Source organism: Streptomyces shenzhenensis (assembly GCF_003688995.1).
In the GTDB taxonomy this organism is placed as follows: domain Bacteria; phylum Actinomycetota; class Actinomycetes; order Streptomycetales; family Streptomycetaceae; genus Streptomyces; species Streptomyces shenzhenensis_A.
Window position 1 is genome coordinate 92,015 of the sequence record NZ_PENI01000010.1, and the last position, 21,837, is coordinate 113,851.

Below are 21,837 nucleotides of genomic sequence, written 5' to 3' on the forward strand. Positions count from 1 at the left end.
CGTACGCTGATGAGCGGCACCGGTGGGGGCCGGTGCTGATCAGGGGGCGAGACGGGCGGGTACGACGCCCGCGGCGGGGGTAGCAGTGACTGCACGGCGGCGGCCGTGCGGCCGGTCCCGCCGACCACAGCGTCGTACCCACCAGGTCGCCGCTCTTCTGACCTTGGGGTGTCCCCTGCTCTTCGAGAGCGTGGGGAAGGGGGTTTCATGGTTCGCATCCGAGTCCTGGTCGTGGACGACCACCGCATCTTCGCCGAGTCGCTCGCCGCCGCCCTGGCCGCCGAGCCGGACGTGGAGGTCTCCGCGGCCGGCAGCGGTCCGGCGGCGCTGCGCTGCCTGGAGCGGGCGGCCGGCGAGGGCCGCCGCTATGACGTGCTGCTCGTCGACGCCGACCTGGGCGGCCGGCTGCCCGGCGCCCGGCCGGCGGTGCCGGTGCAGGCGAGCAACGAAGAGGGGCTGGTGGACGGGATCTCGCTGGTCGCGGGCGTCCGTTCGGCACACCCCGGCGTACGGACCGTGGTCCTCGCCGAACGGGACGACCCGCGCCGCGCCGCCCTCGCGCTCCAGGCCGGCGCCTCCGGCTGGGTCGCCAAGGACTGCTCGCTGTCCCGGCTGCTCAACGTCATCCGGGGCGTCCTGCGCGACGAGACGCATCTGCCGCCCGCGCTGCTCACCGGTGTGCTGCGGGAACTGACCGCAGCCCGCAAGCACCGCACCGAGAGCGAGCGGCTGGTCGAGTCGCTCACCCCGCGGGAGCGGGAGGTGCTGCGCTGCATGGTCGCCGGGCTCGGCCGCAAGGCGGTCGCCGAGCGGCTGTTCCTGTCCCCGCACACCGTGCGCACCCACATGCAGAACGTGCTCGGCAAGCTGGGCGTCCACTCCACCCTCGCCGCCGTGGCCCTGGCCCGCCGGGCGGGAGTGGGGCCGGCCGACCTGGAGCCTGCCGGGCGGCTCAGGCCGGAGGAGACCAACAGCGCCTGAACCAGGTCCGGTGAAGTCCGCTGCGGTTCGGCAGCGCCCCGAAGGGGCGCGGGGCTGTATCCACATGCGGCTCCGCCGCGATGGGGGTCCCCCCTGTTCGAGCGAAGCCGAGAACTTGGGGGAGCGACCGGCCACGCGGTGCCGCGGACGACCGACGGTACATCGCGGCAGTTCCAGCGGAGCGCTCAGCCGGGGATGTTGTCGAACGGGGCGGTCAACTGGCGTAGCAGTGCGGCCAGTTCGGTGCGCTGGGCGCGGGAGAGCTCCGCGAGGATCGCCCGCTCCTGCTCCAGCAGGCCCGCCAGCGCCTGGTCCGCGCGGTCCTGGCCCTCCTGGGTGAGGCGGACCAGCACGCCGCGCCGGTCGCTGGGGTCGGGCAGCCGCTCGACCAGGCCCTTCTTGGTCAGCCGGTCGATGCGGTTGGTCATCGTGCCCGAGGTGACCAGGGTCTGGGTGAGCAGCTGCCCGGGGGAGAGCTGATAGGGCGTGCCCGCCCGCCTGAGCGCGGTCAGAACGTCGAACTCCCAGGGCTCCAGATGATGCTCGGCGAACGCCAGCCGGCGTGCCCGGTCCAGGTGCCGGGCCAGCCTGCTCACCCGGCTCAGCACCTCAAGCGGTTCCACGTCGAGGTCCGGGCGCTCCCGGCGCCATGCTGCGACCAGCCGATCGACCTCGTCCTCCATGGCGATCAGTGTAGTGGTTGTGTCGACATGAAGTCTCTTGAGGCCAAGTGTCTTGACGTCAAGGTATATCCCACGAGGAAGCCACAGGTCTAGGACTTGCGGTGCCCGATCAGGCGCGGCTTCTGCTCCAGGCCGTCCAGGCCGTGCCACGCCAGGTTCACCAGGTGCGCGGCCACCTCGGCCTTCTTCGGCCGGCGCACGTCAAGCCACCACTGGCCGGTCAGCGCGACCATGCCGACCAGGGCCTGGGCGTACAACGGAGCCAGCTTCGGATCAAAACCGCGGCTCTTGAACTCGCGGCCCAGGATGTCCTCCACCTGGGTGGCGATGTCCGAGATGAGAGACGCGAAGGAGCCCGTCGACTGCGGGATGGGGGAGTCACGGACCAGGATCCGGAAGCCGTCCGTGTACTCCTCGATGTAGTCCAGGAGCGCGAAGGCCGCCTGCTCGCACAGCTCACGCGGATGGCCGGCCGTCAGCGAGCCGGTGACCATGTCCAGCAGCCGGCGCATCTCACGGTCGACCACCACCGCGTACAGCCCCTCCTTGCCGCCGAAGTGCTCGTAGACCACCGGCTTGGACACCCCGGCCTTCGCCGCGATCTCCTCCACCGACGTGCCTTCGAAGCCTTTCGCCGCGAAGAGGGTGCGACCGATCTCCAGCAGCTGCTGGCGGCGCTCGGCACCGGTCATACGGGTGCGACGCGCTCGCCGCGGCTTCTCGGGACTGGGGGTGCTGGAGTCGGTCGCCACGGCGTCAATCATGCCGTCTTCGCGGTCTCCGTCCCGCGCCGGGAGCCTTCTTCCCCGGTGTTGCGGCGCGAATCGATACGTGAGCGTGACGGCCAGCGCACGTCGTACGCCCAGCCGAGCAGCTCGAACCAGCGGATGATCCGCGCCGAGGAGTCCACCTGACCCCGCTCCACACCGTGCCGCGCCGAGGTCGGGTCGGCGTGGTGCAGGTTGTGCCAGGACTCGCCGCACGACAGGACCGCAAGCCACCACACATTGCCCGAGCGGTCCCGCGACTTGAAGGGCCGCTTGCCGACGGCGTGGCAGATCGAGTTGATCGACCAGGTCACGTGGTGCAGCAGCGCCACCCGGACCAGGGACCCCCAGAAGAACGCCGTGCACGCGCCCCACCAGGACATCGTGACCAGGCCGCCGATCAGCGGGGGCAGCAGCAGCGACACCAGCGTCCACAGAATGAACTGGCGGGAGATCGCACGGATCGCCCCGTCCTTGATCAGATCCGGCGCGTACTTGTCCTGCGGCGTCTGCTCCTCGTCGAACATCCAGCCGATATGGGCCCACCACAGGCCCTTGATCAGGGCGGGCACGGTCTCCCCGTAACGCCACGGAGAATGCGGGTCACCGTCCGCGTCCGAGAACTTGTGGTGCTTGCGGTGATCGGCCACCCAGCGCACCAGGGGACCCTCGACCGCAAGCGACCCCATGATCGCCAGGGCGATCCGCAGCGGCCGCTTCGCCTTGAACGAACCATGCGTGAAATAACGGTGGAAACCGATCGTGATGCCATGGCAGCCGAGGAAGTAGAAGAAGACCAGCAGGCCGAGGTCCAGCCAGCTGACCCCCCAGCCCCAGGCCAGCGGCACCGCGGCGACCAGCGCGAGGAACGGGACAGTGATGAACAGCAGCAGCGTGATCTGCTCGATCGAACGCTTCTGCTCGCCACCCAGCGTGGCGGACGGCAAGGGGGAGTCGGAGGCCTTCTGGGCGTCGTCGATCACATCGGAACGGGTGGTCATGGGGCGTCCCCTGTGGGGTCGAGGGTAGCGGAGGGGTAACGGGCCGCCGGAGCCGACGGGACACCGGGTGGGCCTCCCTACGGTTCCGTAACCTACGGCGTCGTAAGTATGGCAGCGCCGCATGCGGCGGCAAGAGCCCAAAAGCCTGCGCGTCCGCATGGACACCTATCCTTGGAATCGGTCGGACAGCGCGGTCCGCTCTGATTTCTTCCCGGCTGTCCCGCCCGTATGCGGCACCCGCCGCATACGGCGGACTACCGGGTTCCCTCCCCGGACGAGCTTCAACACTGCAAGGAGCCGCACCTGTGAGCAGTGCCGACGATCAGACCACCACGACCAGCAGCGAGCTGCGCGCCGACATCCGGCGACTGGGTGACCTCCTCGGCGAGACCCTCGTCAGGCAGGAGGGCCCCGAGCTGCTCGAACTGGTCGAGAGGGTCCGCCGCCTCACCCGCGAGGACGGCGAGGCCGCCGCCGAGCTGCTGCGTGGCACCGAACTGGAGACGGCCGCCAAGCTGGTGCGCGCCTTCTCCACCTACTTCCACCTCGCCAACGTCACCGAACAGGTACATCGCGGTCGCGAACTGCGGGCCCGCCGCGCGGCCGAGGGCAGCCTGCTCGCCCGCACCGCCGACCGCCTCAAGGACGCCGACCCCGACCATCTGCGGCAGACGGTCGAGCACCTGAACGTTCGCCCAGTGTTCACAGCGCACCCCACCGAGGCCGCGCGCCGTTCCGTCCTCAACAAGCTCCGGCGCATCGCCGCGCTGCTGGAGACCCCCGTCATCGAGGCCGACCGCCGCCGCCACGACACCCGGCTCGCCGAGAACATCGACCTGGTCTGGCAGACCGACGAACTGCGGGTCGTCCGCCCCGAACCCGCCGACGAGGCCCGCAACGCCATCTACTACCTCGACGAACTGCACGCCGGCGCCGTCGGCGACGTCCTGGAGGACCTGACGGCCGAGCTGGAACGCGTCGGCGTGCGGCTCCCCGACCACACCCGGCCGCTCACCTTCGGCACCTGGATCGGCGGCGACCGCGACGGCAACCCGAACGTCACCCCCGACGTCACCTGGGACGTCCTCATCCTCCAGCACGAACACGGCATCAACGACGCCCTGGAGATGATCGACGAACTGCGCGGATTCCTGTCCAACTCCATCCGCTACACCGGCGCCACCGAGGAACTCCTCCAGTCCCTGCGCACCGACCTGGAGCTGCTGCCGGAGATCAGCCCCCGCTACAAGCGGCTCAACGCCGAGGAGCCCTACCGGCTCAAGGCCACCTGTATCCGCCAGAAGCTCGTCAACACCAAGCAGCGGCTGGCCACCGGCACCCCCCACGAACCCGGCCGCGACTACCTCGGCACCGCCGAGCTGCTCGGCGACCTGCGGCTCATCCAGACCTCGCTCAGGGAACACCGCGGCGGCCTGTTCGCCGACGGCCGCCTCGGCCGCAACATCCGCACCCTGGCCGCCTTCGGCCTCCAGCTCGCCACCATGGACGTACGCGAACACGCGGACGCCCACCACCACGCCCTCGGCCAGCTCTTCGACCGGCTCGGCGAGGAGTCCTGGCGCTACACCGACATGCCCCGCGAATACCGGGCCAAGCTCCTCGCCAAGGAACTGCGCTCCCGCCGGCCGCTGGCGCCCACCCCGGCACCCGTGGACGAGGCCGGCGCGAAGACCCTCGGCGTCTTCCAGACCGTCAAGCGCGCCCTGGAGGTCTTCGGACCCGAGGTCGTCGAGTCGTACATCATCTCGATGTGCCAGGGCGCCGACGACGTCTTCGCCGCCGCCGTCCTCGCCCGCGAGGCCGGCCTGATCGACCTGCACGCGGGCTGGGCGAAGGTCGGGATCGTGCCGCTCCTGGAGACCACCGACGAGCTGAAGGCCGCCGACACCATCCTGGAGGACATGCTCGCCGACCCGTCCTACCGGCGGCTCGTCGCGCTGCGCGGCGACGTCCAGGAGGTCATGCTCGGCTACTCCGACTCCTCCAAGTTCGGCGGCATCACCACCAGCCAGTGGGAGATCCACCGCGCCCAGCGCCGGCTGCGCGACGTCGCCCACCGCTACGGGGTGCGGCTGCGCCTCTTCCACGGCCGCGGCGGCACCGTCGGCCGGGGCGGCGGCCCCTCCCACGACGCGATCCTCGCCCAGCCCTGGGGCACCCTGGAAGGCGAGATCAAGGTCACCGAACAGGGCGAGGTCATCTCCGACAAGTACCTCGTGCCCTCGCTGGCCCGGGAGAACCTGGAACTGACCGTCGCGGCCACCCTGCAGGCCTCCGCCCTGCACACCGCGCCCCGGCAGTCCGTGGAGGCACTCGCCCGCTGGGACGCCGCCATGGACGCCGTCTCCGACGCCGCCCACTCCGCCTACCGCAGGCTCGTCGAGGACCCCGACCTGCCGGCGTACTTCTTCGCCTCCACCCCCGTCGACCAGCTCGCCGACCTGCACCTCGGCTCCCGGCCCTCGCGCCGCCCCGACTCCGGCGCCGGGCTCGACGGACTGCGCGCCATCCCCTGGGTGTTCGGCTGGACCCAGTCCCGGCAGATCGTCCCCGGCTGGTTCGGCGTCGGCTCCGGCCTCAAGGCACTGCGCGAGGCCGGCCTCGACACCGTCCTCACCGAGATGCACGAACAGTGGCACTTCTTCCGCAACTTCGTCTCCAACGTCGAGATGACGCTCGCCAAGACCGATCTGCGGATCGCCCGCCACTACGTCGACACCCTGGTGCCCGACGAACTGCGGCACGTCTTCGACACCATCACCGCCGAACACGACCTGACGGTCCGCGAGATCCTGCGGATCACCGGCGAGGACGAACTCCTCGACGCCCAGCCGGTGCTGAAGCAGACCTTCGCCATCCGCGACGCCTACCTGGACCCCATCTCCTACCTCCAGGTCACCCTGCTCAAGCGACAGCGCGACGCGGCCGCCGCGAGCGAACAGCCCGACCCGGTGCTGTCGCGTGCCCTGCTCCTGACGGTCAACGGCGTCGCGGCGGGCCTGCGCAACACCGGCTGACCCCGGCTGCCCGACACGAAGGTGCCTCCGCGTTTCATGCGCTGGGGGCGCCCTCGTGCGTTGTTCAGTGGATCAGCCCCGGCCGGCCGGCAGCGTGACGGAGTTGCGGCGGGCCTGCGCAACACCGGCTGACCCCGGCTGCCCGACACGAGGGTGCCCCCGTGCTCCACGAGCCGGGGGCACCGGGTGTTGTTCAGAGGGTCATGAAGGTCGCGGTGACCAGGAGGAGTCCGGAACCCGCGAGGATCCAGGCGATCCGGCTCAGCCGGAGTCCGCCCGCGACCACCACCGAGGCCAGCAGCAGCGCGCCGCCGAGCGGCACCCACGCGTTGAGGATGCCGGCGGGACCGGACCGTACGACCTCGTCGGTGCCCGGCTTCACCACCACCGCGTACGACTGGCCCTTGCGGATCGCGACGGTCCGCGCGATGACCACCTCGCGGGCCTCCGCCCCCGCCGAGACCGGCGTGAACGGCCCCGAACAGGTCTCCTCCGCACAGTCCGTCACCTTGACCGTGCCGCTCTCCCGGCCCTTCGCCAGCATCACGTGCTGTGCGTCCCCCCAGGACCCCCACACGCCGGCGATCAGGAGCAACACGGTGACCGTCCCCATCGCCGCGAGCCGGCCGAACCGCAGCGCGGCGACCGAGGTCTGACGGGACGTGGTGGCAGTGGCTGGCATGGCCGGGATCATTGGCCATGGCCGTCCGATCGGTCAACTCCGGAAGCCACCGGTGGCCGGACAAGTCAGGAGTTGTACGAGCTTTGCGCCCGCTCCAGCCCCTCCGTCACCAGACTCTCCACCGCGTCCGCCGCACGGTCCACGAAGTAGTCCAACTCCTTGCGCTCCGCCGACGAGAAGTCCTTCAGCACGAAGTCCGCCACCTGCATCCGCCCCGGCGGCCGCCCGATCCCGAACCGCACCCGGTGGTAGTCCGCCCCCATCGCCTTCGTCATCGACTTCAGCCCGTTGTGCCCGTTGTCCCCGCCGCCCAGCTTGAGCCGCAGAGTGCCGTAGTCGATGTCCAACTCGTCATGCACCGCCACGATGTTCGCGACCGGCACCTTGTAGAAGTCCCGCAGCGCGGTCACCGGACCGCCCGACAGGTTCATGTACGACATCGGCTTGGCGAGGATCACCCGCCGGTTCGCCGGACCGGGCGGACCGATCCGGCCCTCGACGACCTGCGCCTGCGCCTTCGGGGCCCGCTTGAACTTCCCGCCGATCCGCTCGGCGAGCAGGTCCACCACCATGAAGCCGACGTTGTGCCGGTTCATGGCGTACTCCGGCCCGGGATTCCCGAGCCCGACAATCAGCCAGGGGCCACTGGCGGGGGTGGTCACGTCCATGTCTCCTCAAATGCGACACAGCCGCTGCTCCCCGGGGAAGCAGCGGCTGCATACCGCTGTGGGCAGTCGTCCCGCAGGGCGGAACCGCTGGGCACAGCCGACAGCGCCGGCCGCCCGACCAACGCGGGCCCGGCCCTGCGACACCCGCAGGGCCGCTCGGGCTCAGGCCTCGGCGGTCACTTCGCCCTCGGCGGCCTCTTCCGGGGCCTCCTCGGCCTGCGCGGCCAGAACCTGCAGCACGACCGCGTCCTCGTCCACCGCCAGCGTCGCACCGGACGGCAGCACGATGTCCTTGGCGTGGACGGCGGCGCCGGCCGCCAGGCCCTCCACGGACACCGTGACGGACTGGGGGATGTGGGTGGCCTCGGCCTCGACCGGCAGCGCGACCAGGACGTGCTCCAGCAGGTTGCCGCCCGGGGCCAGCTCGCCCTCGGTGTGCACCGGAATCTCGACCGTGACCTTCTCGCCGCGCTTGACCAGCAGCAGGTCGACGTGCTCCAGGAAGCCCTTCAGCGCGTCGCGCTGCACGGCCTTCGGGATCGCCAGCTCGTTGCCCTTGCCGTCGATGTCAAGGGAGATCAGGACGTTCGGCGTACGCAGCGCCAGCAGCAGCTCGTGGCCCGGCAGGGTCAGGTGCAGCGGCTGCGAACCGTGGCCGTAGAGCACACCGGGAACCTTGTTGTCACGGCGGATACGGCGCGCGGCACCCTTGCCGAACTCGGTGCGCGTCTCGACGGCGAGCTTGACCTCGGACATGATCACTCCTCGTAGGGGTGGATATGAATGTGGTCACCCGGCCACGAACGGCCTGCTACGAAGAGCGCGTCGATAACGGACCACCGCACCCCGCCGAAAACGGGACACGGCCTCCCTCGCCGAGCAACTTCAGCAGTCTACTCGGCGAGAAAGGCCGCACCCAAAAGGATCTTCAGCGCCCCGCGCACCCGGCAACCGGCCAAGCCCGCGGAGCCCTCCGCAGAAACCTCACTGCTCGTCGAAGAGACTCGTCACCGAGCCGTCCTCGAACACCTCACGCACCGCACTGGCGATCGTCGGAGCGATCGACAGAACCGTGATCTTGTCCAGATCCCGGCCCAGCTCACCCGGCGTCGGCAGCGTGTTGGTGAACACGAACTCACTCACCCGGGAGTTCTTCAGCCGGTCCGCCGCAGGGCCGGAGAGCACACCGTGCGTCGCCGTCACGATGACGTCCTCCGCGCCGTGCGCGAACAGCGCGTCGGCCGCGGCACAGATCGTCCCACCGGTGTCGATCATGTCGTCGACCAGCACACACACCCGGCCCTTGACCTCGCCCACCACCTCGTGGACCGTCACCTGGTTCGCCACGTCCTTGTCCCGCCGCTTGTGCACGATCGCCAGCGGCGCACCGAGCCGGTCGCACCAGCGGTCGGCCACCCGGACCCGGCCGGCGTCCGGAGACACCACCGTCAGCTTGGCGCGGTCCACCTTCCGGCCCACGTAGTCCGCGAGGAGAGGCAGCGCGAAGAGGTGGTCGACAGGGCCGTCGAAGAAGCCCTGGATCTGGTCCGTGTGCAGGTCCACCGTCAGGATCCGGTCCGCACCCGCCGTCTTCATCATGTCCGCGATCAGCCGCGCCGAGATCGGTTCACGTCCACGGTGTTTCTTGTCCTGACGGGCGTAACCGTAGAAGGGCACCATCACGGTGATGGAGCGGGCCGACGCACGCTTCAGCGCGTCGATCATGATCAACTGCTCCATGATCCACTTATTGATCGGAGCCGTGTGGCTCTGGATCAGGAAGCAGTCCGCACCACGCGCCGACTCCTGGTACCGCACATAGATCTCACCGTTGGCGAAATCGAAGGCCTTCGTCGGGACGACCCCGACACCCAGCTGGTGGGCGACCTCCTCGGCAAGCTCGGGGTGGGCGCGGCCGGAGAAGAACATCAACTTCTTCTCGCCGGTCGTCTTGATCCCGGTCACAGCACTGTCTCCTCAGAGGTGTCTCAGCCGCCCGCGACCTCTCGGCTGGGCGTGAGAGGCCGACTCAGCTGGTGGGGTGCGGATGTGCACTTATCACGGTACGCCGAGTTCCACGTACCCGTTTCCGGTCAGTCTTCGCTTCCGCCCGGTCCGGACGCCGCCTCCGCCGCCTTCGCGGCAGCGCTCCCGGGACGCTTACGTGCCACCCAACCCTCGATATTCCGCTGCTGACCGCGGGCCACGGCCAGCGAACCGGGCGGCACATCCTTGGTGATCACAGAACCGGCGGCGGTATAGGCACCGTCCCCGACCGTGACGGGCGCCACAAACATGTTGTCCGCACCCGTACGACAGTGAGAACCCACCGAAGTGTGATGCTTGTCCTGCCCGTCGTAGTTCACAAAGACACTCGCCGCACCGATGTTGGTGTACTCACCGATCGTCGCGTCACCCACATAGGACAGATGCGGAACCTTGGTGCCCGCACCGATCGCGGCGTTCTTCGTCTCCACGAACGTGCCCACCTTCGCCCTCGGACCCAGACGAGTGCCCGGACGCAGATAGGCGAACGGACCCACATTCGTCTCCGGACCGATCTGCGCCCCCTCCGCGACCGTCGTGTCGACCCGGGCACCGGCACCCACCGTGGTGTCCGTCAGCCGGGTACGGGGCCCGACCTCCGCGCCCTCACCGATCAGCGTCGAACCGTGCAGCTCGGTACCCGGATGAACCACCACATCCCGTTCGAACGACACCGTGACATCGACCCACGTGGTCGCCGGGTCCACCACCGTCACACCGGCCAGCATCGCGCGCTCCAGCAGCCGGTCGTTGAGGACACGGCGCGCCTGCGCCAGCTGGACCCGGTTGTTGATCCCCGCGATCTCCCGGTGATCGCCGGCGACCGAGGCGCCGACCCGGTGCCCGGCCTCCCGCAGGATCCCGAGAACATCGGTCAGGTACTCCTCGCCCTGGCTGTTGTCCGTACGCAGCTTGCCGAGGGCGTCCGCGAGCAACGGCCCGTCGAAGGCGAACACACCGGAATTGATCTCACGGATGGCGCGCTGGGACTCGTCGGCGTCCTTGTGCTCGACGATCGCGGTGACGGCACCCGAGACTCCGTCGCGGACGATGCGCCCGTACCCCGTCGCGTCCGGCACCTCCGCCGTCAGCACGGTGACCGCGTTGCCGTCGGCGTGGTGGGCCTCGGTGAGCCGCCGCAACGTCTCGCCGGTGAGCAGCGGGGTGTCCCCGCAGACGACGACCACGGTCCCGTCGACGGCGCCGCCCAGCTCCTCCACGGCCATGCGCACCGCGTGCCCGGTGCCGTTCTGCTGGTCCTGTACGGCCGTCCGCGCCTGGGGGTCGAGTTCGCCGAGGTGCGCGGTGACCTGTTCGCGCGCGTGCCCCACGACGACGACGAGGTCCAGGGGGTTCAACTCGCGTGCCGTGGCCAGCACATGGCCGACGAGGGAGCGGCCGCAGATCTGGTGCAGGACCTTGGGTGTGGCCGACTTCATACGGGTGCCCTCACCCGCTGCGAGAACGACGACGGCTGCCGGGCGAATGGCGCTCACGGAGTTGCCCTTCGGCTTTGACGGGTGTAGGTGACATCCGCAGGATACCGGGGCGTTTCGTGAGCGACATGAGTACGGGTCCCGACAGTACTGTCAGGACCCGAACCTAGGTCTTGTGCGCTGTGGGCTCCCGGAGAAGGACTCGAACCCTCATTCAACGGACCAAAACCGTTTGTCCTACCTTTAGACGATCCGGGATGGTTACTCCGCTATGTCCGATTTTCTTGATCGGCCTCGCGTGCAGAGTCCACTATGCCGTACCAGGCACCCTCCACGCGACGGTACAAGTCGGCGCTCCTGAGTACGTAGATGATCAGGCAGCCGCGGTAGGCCTCCGAGATGTTCTTGCGGCTCGTCTTCGGGTTGTGCTTCTTGAGGGTGGCCTTCTGGAAGGTGGAGGGCTCCACACCCGCCAGACCCGCCCAGAACTCCTCGGCGTCCGTCACGTCGGCCGACTCGTGGATGCTCACTCGAAACCGCAGGCGTTCGCGTTCCACGCCGAGCACTTCGAGCCAGCGAAGGAAGAGACGGATGACGTTCGGGTCGCTGTTGATGAACTGCAGCCTCTCGCGGCGGCTGTACGGCTTGTCCTTGGCGCCCTCGGCCCAGTAGAGAACCACTCCCACCAGGAACAGCTCGCGGGGCGACAGGTCGCCGATGGACTTGCGGGCGGTCTCCTTCGTGTGTTGCCGCTCCGCGTCGCGGATGCGGAGCTTCGCCTCCCAGCCCTTCCTTGCGATAGCCGCCGCCTCCTCGCGGCTGCGCGTGCGTTCGGGCCTCGGCAGGTCTCGTACCCACAGTGAGACCGAGCTCCTGGAGCAGCCCAGCTCCGCCTCGATCTGGTCGTACGTCCAGCCCTGGAGGCGTAGCTCGCGGGCTCGCTCGCGTAGGTCGTCCTTTGCGCGGGGGCGTTTCGTCCATTCGGGTGGTGGTTCCCCCTTCACCAGTTGGTTGAGGAGGTCGTTGTTGAAGATCTTCAGCTCGTCCCGGATCTGCCGGAGGCTGTGGCCGCTGCGTCGCAGCGCGACCGCCTGTTCTCGTAGTCCCTCGAAGTCGGTGTATTTGCCGGGTGCGTGTGCCATGGGCATACCGTCCGGCCGGAATGGTCCGTTCCGGAGTCGAACGGGCATGGTTCAGCAGTTCGAGGGATAACGGGAGGTTTCGCAATGGTGCGATTACGGCGTGTGGTGTGAGCGGGTACGCAAAACTCGCCGGATACGCGGTGCCCGCCGCCCGTAGGCTGGACGCATGACCACAACGGGGGATGAGCTCGCGACGGCCGTGACCGGGCCGTGGTGGTGGGCGAGGTGGCGCAGCGCACTGCTGGACGGCGGTCTCGCGGTGGTGTCCGCCGCGGAGTGCGCGTCGGAGGGCGTGCCGTTCGCCCGGGACGCGGGGATCCCGCTGTCGGCCGGGGTCCTGTTCGGTCTGCTCGCGGGTTCGGTGCTGTTGGTGCGCAGGAAGTGGCCGATCGCCGTAGTTCTCGTGGCGATCGCGATCACGCCCGCCCAGATGGGCTTCCTGATGGGCATCGTCGGTCTGTACACCTTGGCCGCCGCGGAGCTGCCGCGCCGGATCATCGTGGCGCTGGCCGGTATGTCGTTCGTCGGGACGATGATCGTCACGTTCGTGCGGGTGCGGCAGGACATGGCGCGCGGGGAGCTGACGCTCGGTGACTGGTTCGAGCCGTTCGCCTCCATCACGACGTCGCTCGGTCTGACGGCGCCTCCGGTGCTCCTGGGGCTGTATGTGGGTGCGCGGCGCCGGCTGATGGAGAGTTTGCGGGAGCGGGCGGACAGTCTGGAGCGTGAGCTGCAGTTGCTCGCCGAGCGGGCCGAGGAGCGGGCCGAGTGGGCGCGTAACGAGGAGCGCACGCGGATCGCGCGTGAGATGCATGATGTGGTCGCGCACCGGGTGAGCCTGATGGTGGTGCATGCCGCCGCGTTGCAGGCGGTGGCGCGGAAGGATCCCGAGAAGGCTGTGAAGAATGCGGTGCTGGTCGGGGACATGGGGCGGCAGGCGCTGACCGAGCTGCGGGAGATGCTGGGCGTGTTGCGTTCGGGGGAGGGCGCGGTGCGGCGTGCGGAGCCGGTGCCGTTGGCTGCCGTGGAGGTGGCTGCGGCCGCTGCCGCGTCCCGGGCGGCGGCGGAGGAGGGTGCGGGGGACGGGCCGTGTCTGTCGGAACTGGACGAGTTGGTCGGGCAGTCGGCTGCCGCGGGCATGGTGGTGCGTCTGTCGGTCGAGGGTGAGAAGCGGTCGTATGCGCGTGAGATCGAGCAGACGGCGTTTCGTGTGGTCCAGGAGGCGTTGACCAACGTGCACAAGCATGCGGCGGGTGCGAAGACGCATGTGCGGTTGGCGCACCGCGGTGCGGAGATCGCGATGCAGGTGGAGAACGAGCCGCCGCCCGAGCCCGGGTCGGCGTCGGCGGCGCAGCTGCCGTCCGGTGGCAACGGTCTGCTCGGGATGCGGGAGCGGGTCGTGGCGCTGGGCGGCGTTTTTGTGTCGGGGCCGACGGATGCGGGGGGATTCCGGGTCTCGGCGGTCATTCCGGCGGTGTGAGCGGGTGTGTGCGGTGGGGCCGGCCGGGCGTCCGCTCGGGGGTCGGCGGGCGGTTTCCGCTGCCGGGGTCAGCCCGCTGTCAGCCGGACCGGCTGTATGCCGCCGATGAGTGCGGCGAGGGCGCGGTCGATGTCGGGGCCGAGGTACCAGTCGCCGGTGTGGTCGAGGGTGTAGACGCGGCCTTCGGCGTCGATGGCGAGGAGTGCGCCGGTGTCGGACTCCTCGCCGAGTGGGCACAGCTCGGTGTTCAGGGCGCGGCCGAGGTCGCCGAGGGTGCGGGCGAGGTGGAGGCCGTGCAGCGGGTCGAGGTGCAGGGCGGCGGGTGCGACCTGGCGGCCCGGGCCGGTGGGGGTGATGCGGAGTCCGCCGAACTCGGCCCAGGCCTCGACGGCGGCGGGGAAGACGGCGTGCCGGTGGCCGGCGGGTGAGGTGTGGGCGCGCAGGGCGTCGGCCCAGGCCTCGGCCTGTTTTATGTCCCACTGTCCGGGCTGCCAGCCGGCTGTGCGCAGGGCGGCGTCGACGGGCACGGCGAAGCGGGTGGAGGTGGTGCGGTCGGGGTGCATCTGCCCTTCGTTCGTCGAGATCTTGCGGTGGTACGGGTGGTTCCGGTCGTGCGGGTGCTGTGCACGGTGCGGGTCGTGCGGGTGTCGGGGAGGGGTACGGATGCCGGTCGGGGAGTGTTCAGCCGTTCGCGGTGGCCGGGTCGACGACGCGTACGCCGAAGTGGGCGCTCAGGGCGGTGCAGGCGCGGCAGGGCGCGGCGAAGTGGCCGTGCAGGGGGTCGCCGTCCTCGCGTATCCGGCGCGTGGTGAGCTTGGCCTGCTTGAGGGCTTTGCGGGCTTCGCCGTTGGTCATCGGCTTGCGGGCGGCGCGCTTGCTGCGGGCGGCGTCGGCGGTGGCGATGTGGCGGGAGATGAGGATGGTCTCGGCGCAGCGGCCGGTGAAGCGGTCTCGCTGGTCGCTGGTGAGCGTGTCGAGGAAGTCCTGGACGAGCGGGTGCAGGGAGGGGTTCTGGTCGCCGCGGGCGGCGGTGCCGGTGAGGGTGGTGCCGCGTACGGACAGGGCGGCGGCGACGGTCGGCAGGATGCCGTCGCGGCGGTGGAGCAGGGTGGGTGCGTGGGGTGTTTCGGCGTGGCTCCAGCCGATGCGGGGGTCGCCCGACGGGCTGTCGGCGGGGCCGGTCCGCGCTTCGGCGCGGGCGTTCGCATGTGGTCCCGTCTGCGTCGCGTTCATGATCGTCTTTCCCTCCCGGGCGTTCCCCCGAAGGACACAGAGTGCCAAATGCCGTGCCGGGTGCGGAAGCTGGGGCGGTGCGACACGCCCAGGTTTGGGCAGGCTGTGACGGTGGGGTGACCTCTGGTCACGGAAGCGGAAGCCCGGTGACCGGTGTCCGTGTACCGCATAGGCTGTCGGCACCGCGATGGGCGCGGTCTATGCGTCGGTGACGTTGGAGAGACAGTCGGATACGGGTGGTGGCGCGCCGTGCGTGGTGCGGTTGCGGCCCGTACAGAGTGCCGCAGGGGGCAACCGCCATGACGACAGGTCGGCTCGGGCAACAGGCCGCGCCGCCGAACGCGGCCTATGCCGGGCAGGTCGTGCATTTCCCGGATCCGGTCCGGGCGGCACGTCACCCGAGAGGGGTACGGGTCGACGAGCGCGGGTATCCCGACTTCTCGTCCTATGCGCGTGCGGCGGCGGAGATCGCGGATCCGCCGGAGGGTTTCGGTGTCGACGAACTGCGGCTGACGGACTATGTGTCGGCGAACGCGGCGCTGTCGGCGACGGGGCACGAGTTGTGGGACACGGTGCCGGAGGTGGCCACCCCGCACGGCTGGACCTGGCATCACGTGGCGGGTTCGCGGCGGCTGGAGCTGATTCCGGTCGAGGTGAAGGCGTTGCTGCGGCATCACGGCGGGATCGCCACGGCCCGTGTCGATCAGGGCAAGCGGGGCACGCGGCCGTTGCAGGAGACGCGTCCGGCGCACTTCGGGCTGCCGAAGTCGGGTGTGGCCGTGACCGAGCAGCAGGTGCAGGGGGTCGAGGAGGATCTGGGGTACCGGCTGCCGGGCGCGTATCGCTCGTTCCTGAAGGCGGCGGGTGGTTGTGCGCCGGTGGGCACGGCGCTGGACGCCGAGTTGGGTCTGCTGCTGGACCAGCCGTTCTTCACGGTGCGGGACGAGGCGGCGGTCAATGACCTGGTGTATGTGAACAAGTGCCTGCGTGATCATCTGACCAAGGATTACCTGGGGGTGGCCTTTGTGCAGGGCGGGCTGCTCGCGGTGAAGGTCAAGGGTGAGCGGACGGGGTCGGTGTGGTTCGGCGCGTACGACGATGCGCGGGACGTGGATCCGGCGGGGCCGCCGGCGGAGCGGGTGGCGCGGCTGCTGCTGCCGTGCGGTGAGGACTTCGACGTCTTTCTGTCGCGGCTCGCGGGCAGTCCGCCGGAGCTGGAGACGGTGGCGAACCTGATGGTGGACGGCGGCTTCGCGCGTGCGGTGCCGGTGTCGTCGGCCGGGTCTGCGGGGGAGTGAGCTTTCGATGGTGACGTTCGCGCAGGCGCAGGAGCGCGCGGAAGAGTGGATCAACGGGGATGTGCCCGGGTACCAGCATCGTGAGGTGCGGGTGCGGGAGTTCGAGCTCGGCTTCGTGGTGTGGGGCGAGGACCGGGCGGAGGGGCCGCGTTCGGACGCGGGTGGGCAGCGGCTGGTGATCGCCCGGGACAGTGGCGAGGCCACGCTGTGGCCGGCGTTGCCGGTGGGTGAGGTGATTCGCCGGTATGAGGAGGAGTACGGCCGTGCGGCGTCCCTCGCCGAGGCGCCGCCGGCGCCCGCGGTACGGGTGGATCTGAATCAGACGTCGTTCCTGCTGAGTCCCCCGGAGTGGCTTCAGGAGGCGGCCGACAAGCTGGGTATTGCGGACCGGCGGGCGGCGGGTGGTGATGCGCTGCCCGAGACCCAGGCCGGGGTCCCGGCCGGGCCGCCCGTGCCGGCGGCGCCTTCGGGCGCCGGGAGCGGCGCCGGTCCTGCGTGGCCGGCTGCCGGGGGCGGTGGTGACGGCGGTGCTGTCCCGGTGTCGCCGGGTGCGCCGGTGGGGGCGACGCCGTGGGCGGGTACGGACACCAACGCGGACGCCGGTGACGACCGTTCGGTGCCGTTGCCCGCGACGGTGTTCTCGCCGCCGTTGGGCGACTCGGACGACGACGCCGCTGCGCCGCCCGCGGTCGCGCCGCACGCCGAGACGGCGCTGATGGCGGGCGGCAGTCAACTGCCGCGTACGGCGGTCACACCGGCCGTCGGCGACCCGAACGCGCCCGGAGCGCAGGGCGGTACGCCGCCGCCGGTGCCGAGTCCGCAGGGCAGCGTTCCGCCGCCTCCGCCGGGCGCGTTCGGGTCGCCGACGGCCGGCCATCCACAGGGTCCGGCCGCGCCCGGCACCCCGCCGCCTCCCGGCGTACCGCCGTACGGCTACCCGCAGGGGTCCGGGGCCGCTGCCGCCGGTCCGGGCGCTGCGCCTCCGGCCGACGCGGGTGACATCGCGGACGCCGCCACGAGCAAGGCCGCGCCGCCGCCGCGCCGTGGTGGCGGCGTGGGCGTGCCGCCGCCGCCTCCGCCGCCGGGTGCTCCGGGCGCCCCGGGTGTGCGGCCGGGCAGCACGCCGCCGCCTGCCGGGCCGGGTACGCCGCCCGGTGGGTACGTACGGACGCAGCTGGTGTCGTCGCTCGGCCCGGACGGGCCCGGCGGCAGCGGCCCCGGGGCCCCCGGCGACCCTGGCGCGCCGAATCCGCCCGGTGGCCCGAAGCCGCCGGGTGCCCCGGGTGACACTCCTCCCGGCAGCGTGCACCACGCGGCGACCGTGCTGGCCGACCCGAACCGGATGGCCGGCGGCGGCACGGGCGGGGGCGCCCCGCAGCCGCCCGGAGCCCCGGGTGTCCCGGGTGCGCCTCCCGTTCCCGGTGCTCCGCAGTCGCCGCCCGTGCATCATGCCGAGACCGTGCTGGCCGGGCCCCCGGTGGGTGGTCCGGGCGTGCCTCTGCCGCCGCCTCAGGGTGCTCCCGGGATGCCTCCGGGTGCCCCTGGCGCGCCGAATCCGCCGGGTGCGCCTCCCGTTCCCGGTGCTCCGCAGCCGTCGCCCGTGCATCATGCCGAGACCGTGCTGGCCGGGCCCCCGGTGGGTGGTCCGGGCGCGCCTCCGCCGCCGCCCCAGGGTGCTCCCGGGATGCCCCCGGGCGCCCCGCAGCCGATGCCGCCCGGGTACGGCTATCCGCAGCAGGCGCAGCCCACGGTCGGCCCGGGATATCAGGCCGTGCTGCGCTACCGCGCGCAGGACGGTTCCGAGCAGCAGCTGATCCGGCGCTCGGCGCCGGGCACGCCGCACCCGGAGTGGCAGATCTTCCATGAGCTGCGCGCCATGAACGTCCCGCCGGACCAGGTGCTGGAGCTGCACACGGAGCTGGAGTCCTGCGAACTGCCGGGCGCCTACTGTGCCCGGATGATCCGGGAGCAGTGGCCGCAGGCGCGGATCACGAGCATCGCGCCGTACGGCACGGACCGTGCGAGCCGGCAGCAGGGCATGCAGCAACTGCTCGCGCACCAAGGCGAGTTGCACCAGGTGGCGGACGGTCCGGCGCGGCCGGCGCCGGTGCGGGCGCCGCTGCCTCCGGTGCAGGCCGCGCCGCCGGTGCCGCCGGAGGGGGTCGCGCAGGAACTGGCGGCCGCGTTCGGGCCGGGCGTGTTCCACTTCGAGCAGGCCGCGGTGTCCCGGCAGGGCGTGCCGCCGATCGTCGCGCACACGCTGGTGGTGGCCGGACTGCCGGTGGACCTGGGGCCGTTCTTCTGGGCGCAGGCCCAGCCGGGCCGTCCGGTGCCGACGCTGGCGGAGCTGGCGCAGGAGCGCGGGGTGCAGCCCGCTTCGGACGCGGGCTCGTACCTGGTGATGGGCACCGACTTCGGCCGGGCGGTCTGCGTGCAGTACGGGACGGCGAACATCGTCGCCGTGCCGGTCGAGGCGGGTCCCGGCGGGGCGCCGGTGCCGCCGCAGTTCGTGAACACCGGCCTGCTGGAGTTCGCCCGCTGTCTGGCGCTGCTCGGCCGGATGTGGCGGCTGCGGTACGGCCTGAACCAGGAGCAGGCGGGCCGTTGGACCGTCGACTTCCAGGCTCAGCTCGCCTCGCTCGACCCGGCGGCGCTCGGTTCGCCGGAGAGCTGGTGGTCGGTGCTGCTGGAGCAGATGTGGGACGGCCTGTTGTAGTCGCGTACGCGTGAGCCCGTGGGGGCCGGGTCCGGTCGAGTGATCGGATCCGGCCCTTTTTGCGTGTCACGGCGCCTTGCGCCCGATTCATCATGATGCGCGCGAAATCATCATTTCGTGTGTGTTCGGTGGAGAGGGGTTCCAGGATGAACGGCGTATCGATGGCATCGCAGGGCTTCCTGACCGTCCGGGGGCGCGGCTACCGCCCCGAGCAGGTGGACGCGTGCACGGCGGCGCTCTCGCGGGAGCGGGACGCCGCGTGGGAGCGGGCCGCGCGGCTGACCGTACTCGCCAAGGACATGGAGGCGGAGGTGGAGCGGCTGCGCGAGACGGTCGCGGGGCTCGCTCCGCAGACGTACGAGACGCTCGGGGAGCGTGCGTGCTGTGTCTTCCGGTTGGCGCTGGAGGAGGCGGCGGACCTGCGGGAGTCGGCCCGGTGCGCGACGCGGGAGGAGCTTGCCCGGGCCGAGGAGCATGCGCTCGGCGTGCGCCGGGCGGCCCAGGACGCGGCGGACGCCCTGCGCGCGGAGGCCGAGGAACACGCCCGCCGACGGCTTCTCGATGCGCAGGCCGAGGCGGACGACGCACGCGTCGGGGCCCGGCGCGAGGTGAAGGAGCGGCGGAGCGAGGCCCTCGCCGCGCTGCGGGACGTGCGGCAGCGGACCGCCGGGATGCTCGCCGAGCAGGCCAAGGAGCATGCCGTGCGGTGGGCCGAGGCGGACCAGGAGGACGTCGAGCTGGCGGCGGCGCGGGAGAGCGGGGACACCGAGGCCGTGGCCCGGGCCGAGGCCGCGGTGGGCGCGGCGCAGCGGGAGCTCGGGGAGGCGCGGGAGGCGGCGCGGCGGTGCCAGGACGAGGCACACGCGCGTGCCGCCGAGATCGTCGCCGAGGCGCGCGTGCGGGAGGACTGGATCGCGCGCGAGACCGAGCGGGTGCTGTGTGAGCACAGCGCGGCGTGGGCCGACATGCAGGCGCAGCTGGACCGTGTGCGCAACAGCCTTGCCTCCCTGACCGGGCGTACCGCCTGGGAGTGACGCGGCCCGCGCGGTGTTGCGTCCGGCCTCGGGTGTCAGTCCTTCAGTACCGGGAAGCGGCGCGGCGCGAGGAGCAGCAGGGCCAGGAAGGCCAGGGCCGCCGCGCAGGCCGCTCCCAGGTACACCGCGTGCACCGCCTCGGCGATGGCGTGCCGGGTGGACTCCGGGGCGGTGCCGGAGTCCAGGGAGCGGGTCACCGTGTCCAGGTCGCCCGCGCCGCCCAGCCGGGCGGCCAGCACGCCGTTGGCGATCGCGCCGAACACGGCGGCGCCGGCCGTCTGGCCGGTCTGGCGGCAGAACAGGACGGAGGCGGTGGCCGTGCCGCGTTCCGCCCAGCCGACGGTCGACTGGACGCCGACGATCAGTGGCAGCTGGAACAGGCCGAGCGCGGCGCCGAGCAGCAGCATCAGCAGTGTCGGCTGCCACGCCGAGCCCGGGTACGGCAGGAACGGGAACGCGAACAGGATCAGCGTGGCCGTGCCGATGCCGAGCAGCGCGGTGTCGCGGAAGCCGATGCGCCGGTACACGTGCTGGCTCAGCGCCGCCGACACCGGCCAGCTCAGGGTCCATACGGAGAGCACGAATCCGGCGGCCACGGGGGCCAGGCCGAGCACTGACTGCGCGTACATCGGCAGGAACACCGTGGGTGCCACCATCAGCAGGCCGAGCGCGCCCAGCGCGAGGTTGACCGCCGCGATCGTACGGCGCCGCCACACCCACCCGGGGATGATGGGCTCCGCCGCCCGGCGCTCCACCCACACCACGACCGCGATCAGGGCGAGGCCCGTGGCGAACAGGGAGAGGGACGGCGCGGACAGCCACGCCCATGCCACTCCGCCCTGCACCAGCGCGGTCAGCAGCGCCCCGCCGCACGCGAACACCGCCAGCGCGCCCGCCCAGTCGATGCGCGGGCGTGTGCCCGGCTCGCGCGCGGGCTCGTGGAGATGACAGACGATCAGCCACAGGGCCGCGGCGCCGATGGGCAGGTTGACCAGGAAGATCCACCGCCAGTCCGCGTAGGTCGCCAGCACGCCGCCGATGCCCGGACCGGCGACCGCCGACACCGCCCACACGGTCGACAGCTTCGACTGGATCTTCGGGCGTTCCTTCAGCGGGTACAGATCGGCGGCGAGCGTCTGCACGGTGCCCTGCAGCGCCCCGCCGCCCAGGCCCTGTACGACGCGGAACGCGATCAGCGCCCCCATGTTCCAGGCGAGCGCGCACAGCAGCGAGCCGAGCAGGAAGACGGCCGCGCCCGCGACCAGGACCGGCTTGCGGCCGAAGGTGTCGGAGAGCTTGCCGTAGACGGGGAGGGTGACGGTGACGGCGAGCAGATAGCCGGAGAACAGCCAGGAGAAGACGGAGAAGCCACCGAGGTCGCCGACGATCTGCGGGACGGCCGTGGAGACGACGGTGGAGTCGAGCGCCGCCAGTGCCATCGCGAGCATCAGGGCGGCGACCACCGCGCCCCGGCGGCCCGTCCCGGCCTGCTGAGCGGCGTCCCGTATCGCGGGTTTCGTGCTGCCCACCGGAGTCCCTCCCCTGATTGGTTTCCCTGTGCATCCATCCGGCCTACGACAGCTTCCCACTTGACCCTGACGCGGCGGGAGGGTGCAGGCTTCCTTGGCCGGA

General features: G+C 71.3%; 18 protein-coding genes and 1 tRNA gene. 6 read left to right on the plus strand and 13 right to left on the minus strand.

The annotated features are described in order from the left end of the window. The first annotated feature begins 207 nt into the window (after positions 1-207). Entirely contained in the window at positions 208-981 is a 774-nt protein-coding gene (locus CTZ28_RS17850) for a LuxR C-terminal-related transcriptional regulator (RefSeq protein WP_121890418.1), read from the plus strand. 185 nt (positions 982-1,166) lie between these two features. On the opposite strand, the gene tamR is transcribed toward CTZ28_RS17850, so the two are convergent. From tamR to CTZ28_RS17865, 3 genes are all read right to left on the minus strand, one after another. After that, the gene (gene tamR / locus CTZ28_RS17855; protein ID WP_121890419.1) at positions 1,167-1,664 is read right to left on the minus strand and encodes a MarR family transcriptional regulator TamR; all 498 of its coding nucleotides are present in this window, start codon (positions 1,662-1,664) and stop codon (positions 1,167-1,169) included. An 89-nt stretch (positions 1,665-1,753) separates the two neighbouring features. Then, positions 1,754-2,428, minus strand: coding sequence for a TetR/AcrR family transcriptional regulator (locus tag CTZ28_RS17860; RefSeq protein ID WP_121890420.1), 675 nt, complete (start codon positions 2,426-2,428; stop codon positions 1,754-1,756). After that, positions 2,425-3,432, minus strand: a complete 1,008-nt coding sequence (locus CTZ28_RS17865; protein ID WP_121890421.1) for an acyl-CoA desaturase — start codon at positions 3,430-3,432, stop codon at positions 2,425-2,427. Before CTZ28_RS17865 ends, CTZ28_RS17860 begins: the two co-directional genes overlap by 4 nt. 305 nt (positions 3,433-3,737) lie before the next feature. Between CTZ28_RS17865 and ppc the strand changes: the two genes are divergently transcribed. Continuing rightward, on the plus strand, positions 3,738-6,470 hold the full coding sequence (gene ppc / locus CTZ28_RS17870; protein ID WP_121890422.1) for a phosphoenolpyruvate carboxylase: 2,733 nt from the start codon (positions 3,738-3,740) through the stop codon (positions 6,468-6,470). Between the two features lie 193 nt (positions 6,471-6,663). On the opposite strand, the gene CTZ28_RS17875 is transcribed toward ppc, so the two are convergent. From CTZ28_RS17875 to CTZ28_RS17905, 7 genes are all read right to left on the minus strand, one after another. Beyond that, entirely contained in the window at positions 6,664-7,152 is a 489-nt protein-coding gene (locus CTZ28_RS17875) for a hypothetical protein (RefSeq protein WP_259471680.1), read from the minus strand. 65 nt (positions 7,153-7,217) lie between these two features. Beyond that, positions 7,218-7,820, minus strand: coding sequence for an aminoacyl-tRNA hydrolase (gene pth, locus CTZ28_RS17880; RefSeq protein ID WP_121890424.1), 603 nt, complete (start codon positions 7,818-7,820; stop codon positions 7,218-7,220). A gap of 162 nt (positions 7,821-7,982) precedes the next feature. Further along, positions 7,983-8,576: a 50S ribosomal protein L25/general stress protein Ctc gene (locus tag CTZ28_RS17885; RefSeq protein WP_121890425.1), complete on the minus strand. Its 594-nt coding sequence runs from the start codon at positions 8,574-8,576 to the stop codon at positions 7,983-7,985. Between the two features lie 228 nt (positions 8,577-8,804). Continuing rightward, positions 8,805-9,785, minus strand: coding sequence for a ribose-phosphate diphosphokinase (locus CTZ28_RS17890; RefSeq protein ID WP_121890426.1), 981 nt, complete (start codon positions 9,783-9,785; stop codon positions 8,805-8,807). 128 nt (positions 9,786-9,913) lie between these two features. Beyond that, positions 9,914-11,362 (minus strand): bifunctional UDP-N-acetylglucosamine diphosphorylase/glucosamine-1-phosphate N-acetyltransferase GlmU, encoded by a 1,449-nt coding sequence (gene glmU, locus CTZ28_RS17895; protein WP_121890427.1) that lies wholly within the window; start codon positions 11,360-11,362, stop codon positions 9,914-9,916. Between the two features lie 127 nt (positions 11,363-11,489). Beyond that, positions 11,490-11,560, minus strand: a tRNA-Gln gene (locus CTZ28_RS17900). 11 nt (positions 11,561-11,571) lie between these two features. Beyond that, the gene (locus CTZ28_RS17905; RefSeq protein WP_121890428.1) at positions 11,572-12,444 is read right to left on the minus strand and encodes a terminase gpP N-terminus-related DNA-binding protein; all 873 of its coding nucleotides are present in this window, start codon (positions 12,442-12,444) and stop codon (positions 11,572-11,574) included. A gap of 166 nt (positions 12,445-12,610) precedes the next feature. Here CTZ28_RS17905 and CTZ28_RS17910 point away from each other — a divergent pair, with 166 nt between their 5' ends. Then, positions 12,611-13,924, plus strand: a complete 1,314-nt coding sequence (locus CTZ28_RS17910) for a sensor histidine kinase (protein ID WP_121890429.1) — start codon at positions 12,611-12,613, stop codon at positions 13,922-13,924. Between the two features lie 68 nt (positions 13,925-13,992). Here CTZ28_RS17910 and CTZ28_RS17915 read toward each other — a convergent pair whose 3' ends face one another. Together CTZ28_RS17915 and CTZ28_RS17920 are read right to left on the minus strand one after the other, a co-directional pair. After that, complete coding sequence (locus tag CTZ28_RS17915; protein ID WP_121890430.1) at positions 13,993-14,487, minus strand: SUKH-3 domain-containing protein; 495 nt, start codon at positions 14,485-14,487, stop codon at positions 13,993-13,995. Positions 14,488-14,605: 118 nt separating this feature from the next. Beyond that, a complete protein-coding gene (locus tag CTZ28_RS17920) occupies positions 14,606-15,157 on the minus strand; it encodes a YwqJ-related putative deaminase (protein WP_121890431.1) in 552 nt (183 codons plus the stop codon). A 299-nt stretch (positions 15,158-15,456) separates the two neighbouring features. Between CTZ28_RS17920 and CTZ28_RS17925 the strand changes: the two genes are divergently transcribed. The 3 genes from CTZ28_RS17925 (at position 15,457) to CTZ28_RS17935 (ending at position 20,205) form a co-directional block, all read left to right on the plus strand. Beyond that, positions 15,457-16,455, plus strand: coding sequence for an SMI1/KNR4 family protein (locus tag CTZ28_RS17925; protein WP_121890432.1), 999 nt, complete (start codon positions 15,457-15,459; stop codon positions 16,453-16,455). A 7-nt stretch (positions 16,456-16,462) separates the two neighbouring features. Further along, a complete protein-coding gene (locus tag CTZ28_RS17930) occupies positions 16,463-19,171 on the plus strand; it encodes an SUKH-4 family immunity protein (RefSeq protein ID WP_121890433.1) in 2,709 nt (902 codons plus the stop codon). 146 nt (positions 19,172-19,317) lie between these two features. Continuing rightward, positions 19,318-20,205, plus strand: a complete 888-nt coding sequence (locus tag CTZ28_RS17935; protein ID WP_121890434.1) for a cellulose-binding protein — start codon at positions 19,318-19,320, stop codon at positions 20,203-20,205. Positions 20,206-20,240: 35 nt separating this feature from the next. Here CTZ28_RS17935 and CTZ28_RS17940 read toward each other — a convergent pair whose 3' ends face one another. Then, on the minus strand, positions 20,241-21,734 hold the full coding sequence (locus tag CTZ28_RS17940) for an MFS transporter (RefSeq protein WP_121890435.1): 1,494 nt from the start codon (positions 21,732-21,734) through the stop codon (positions 20,241-20,243). Between the last annotated feature and the right edge of the window lie 103 nt (positions 21,735-21,837).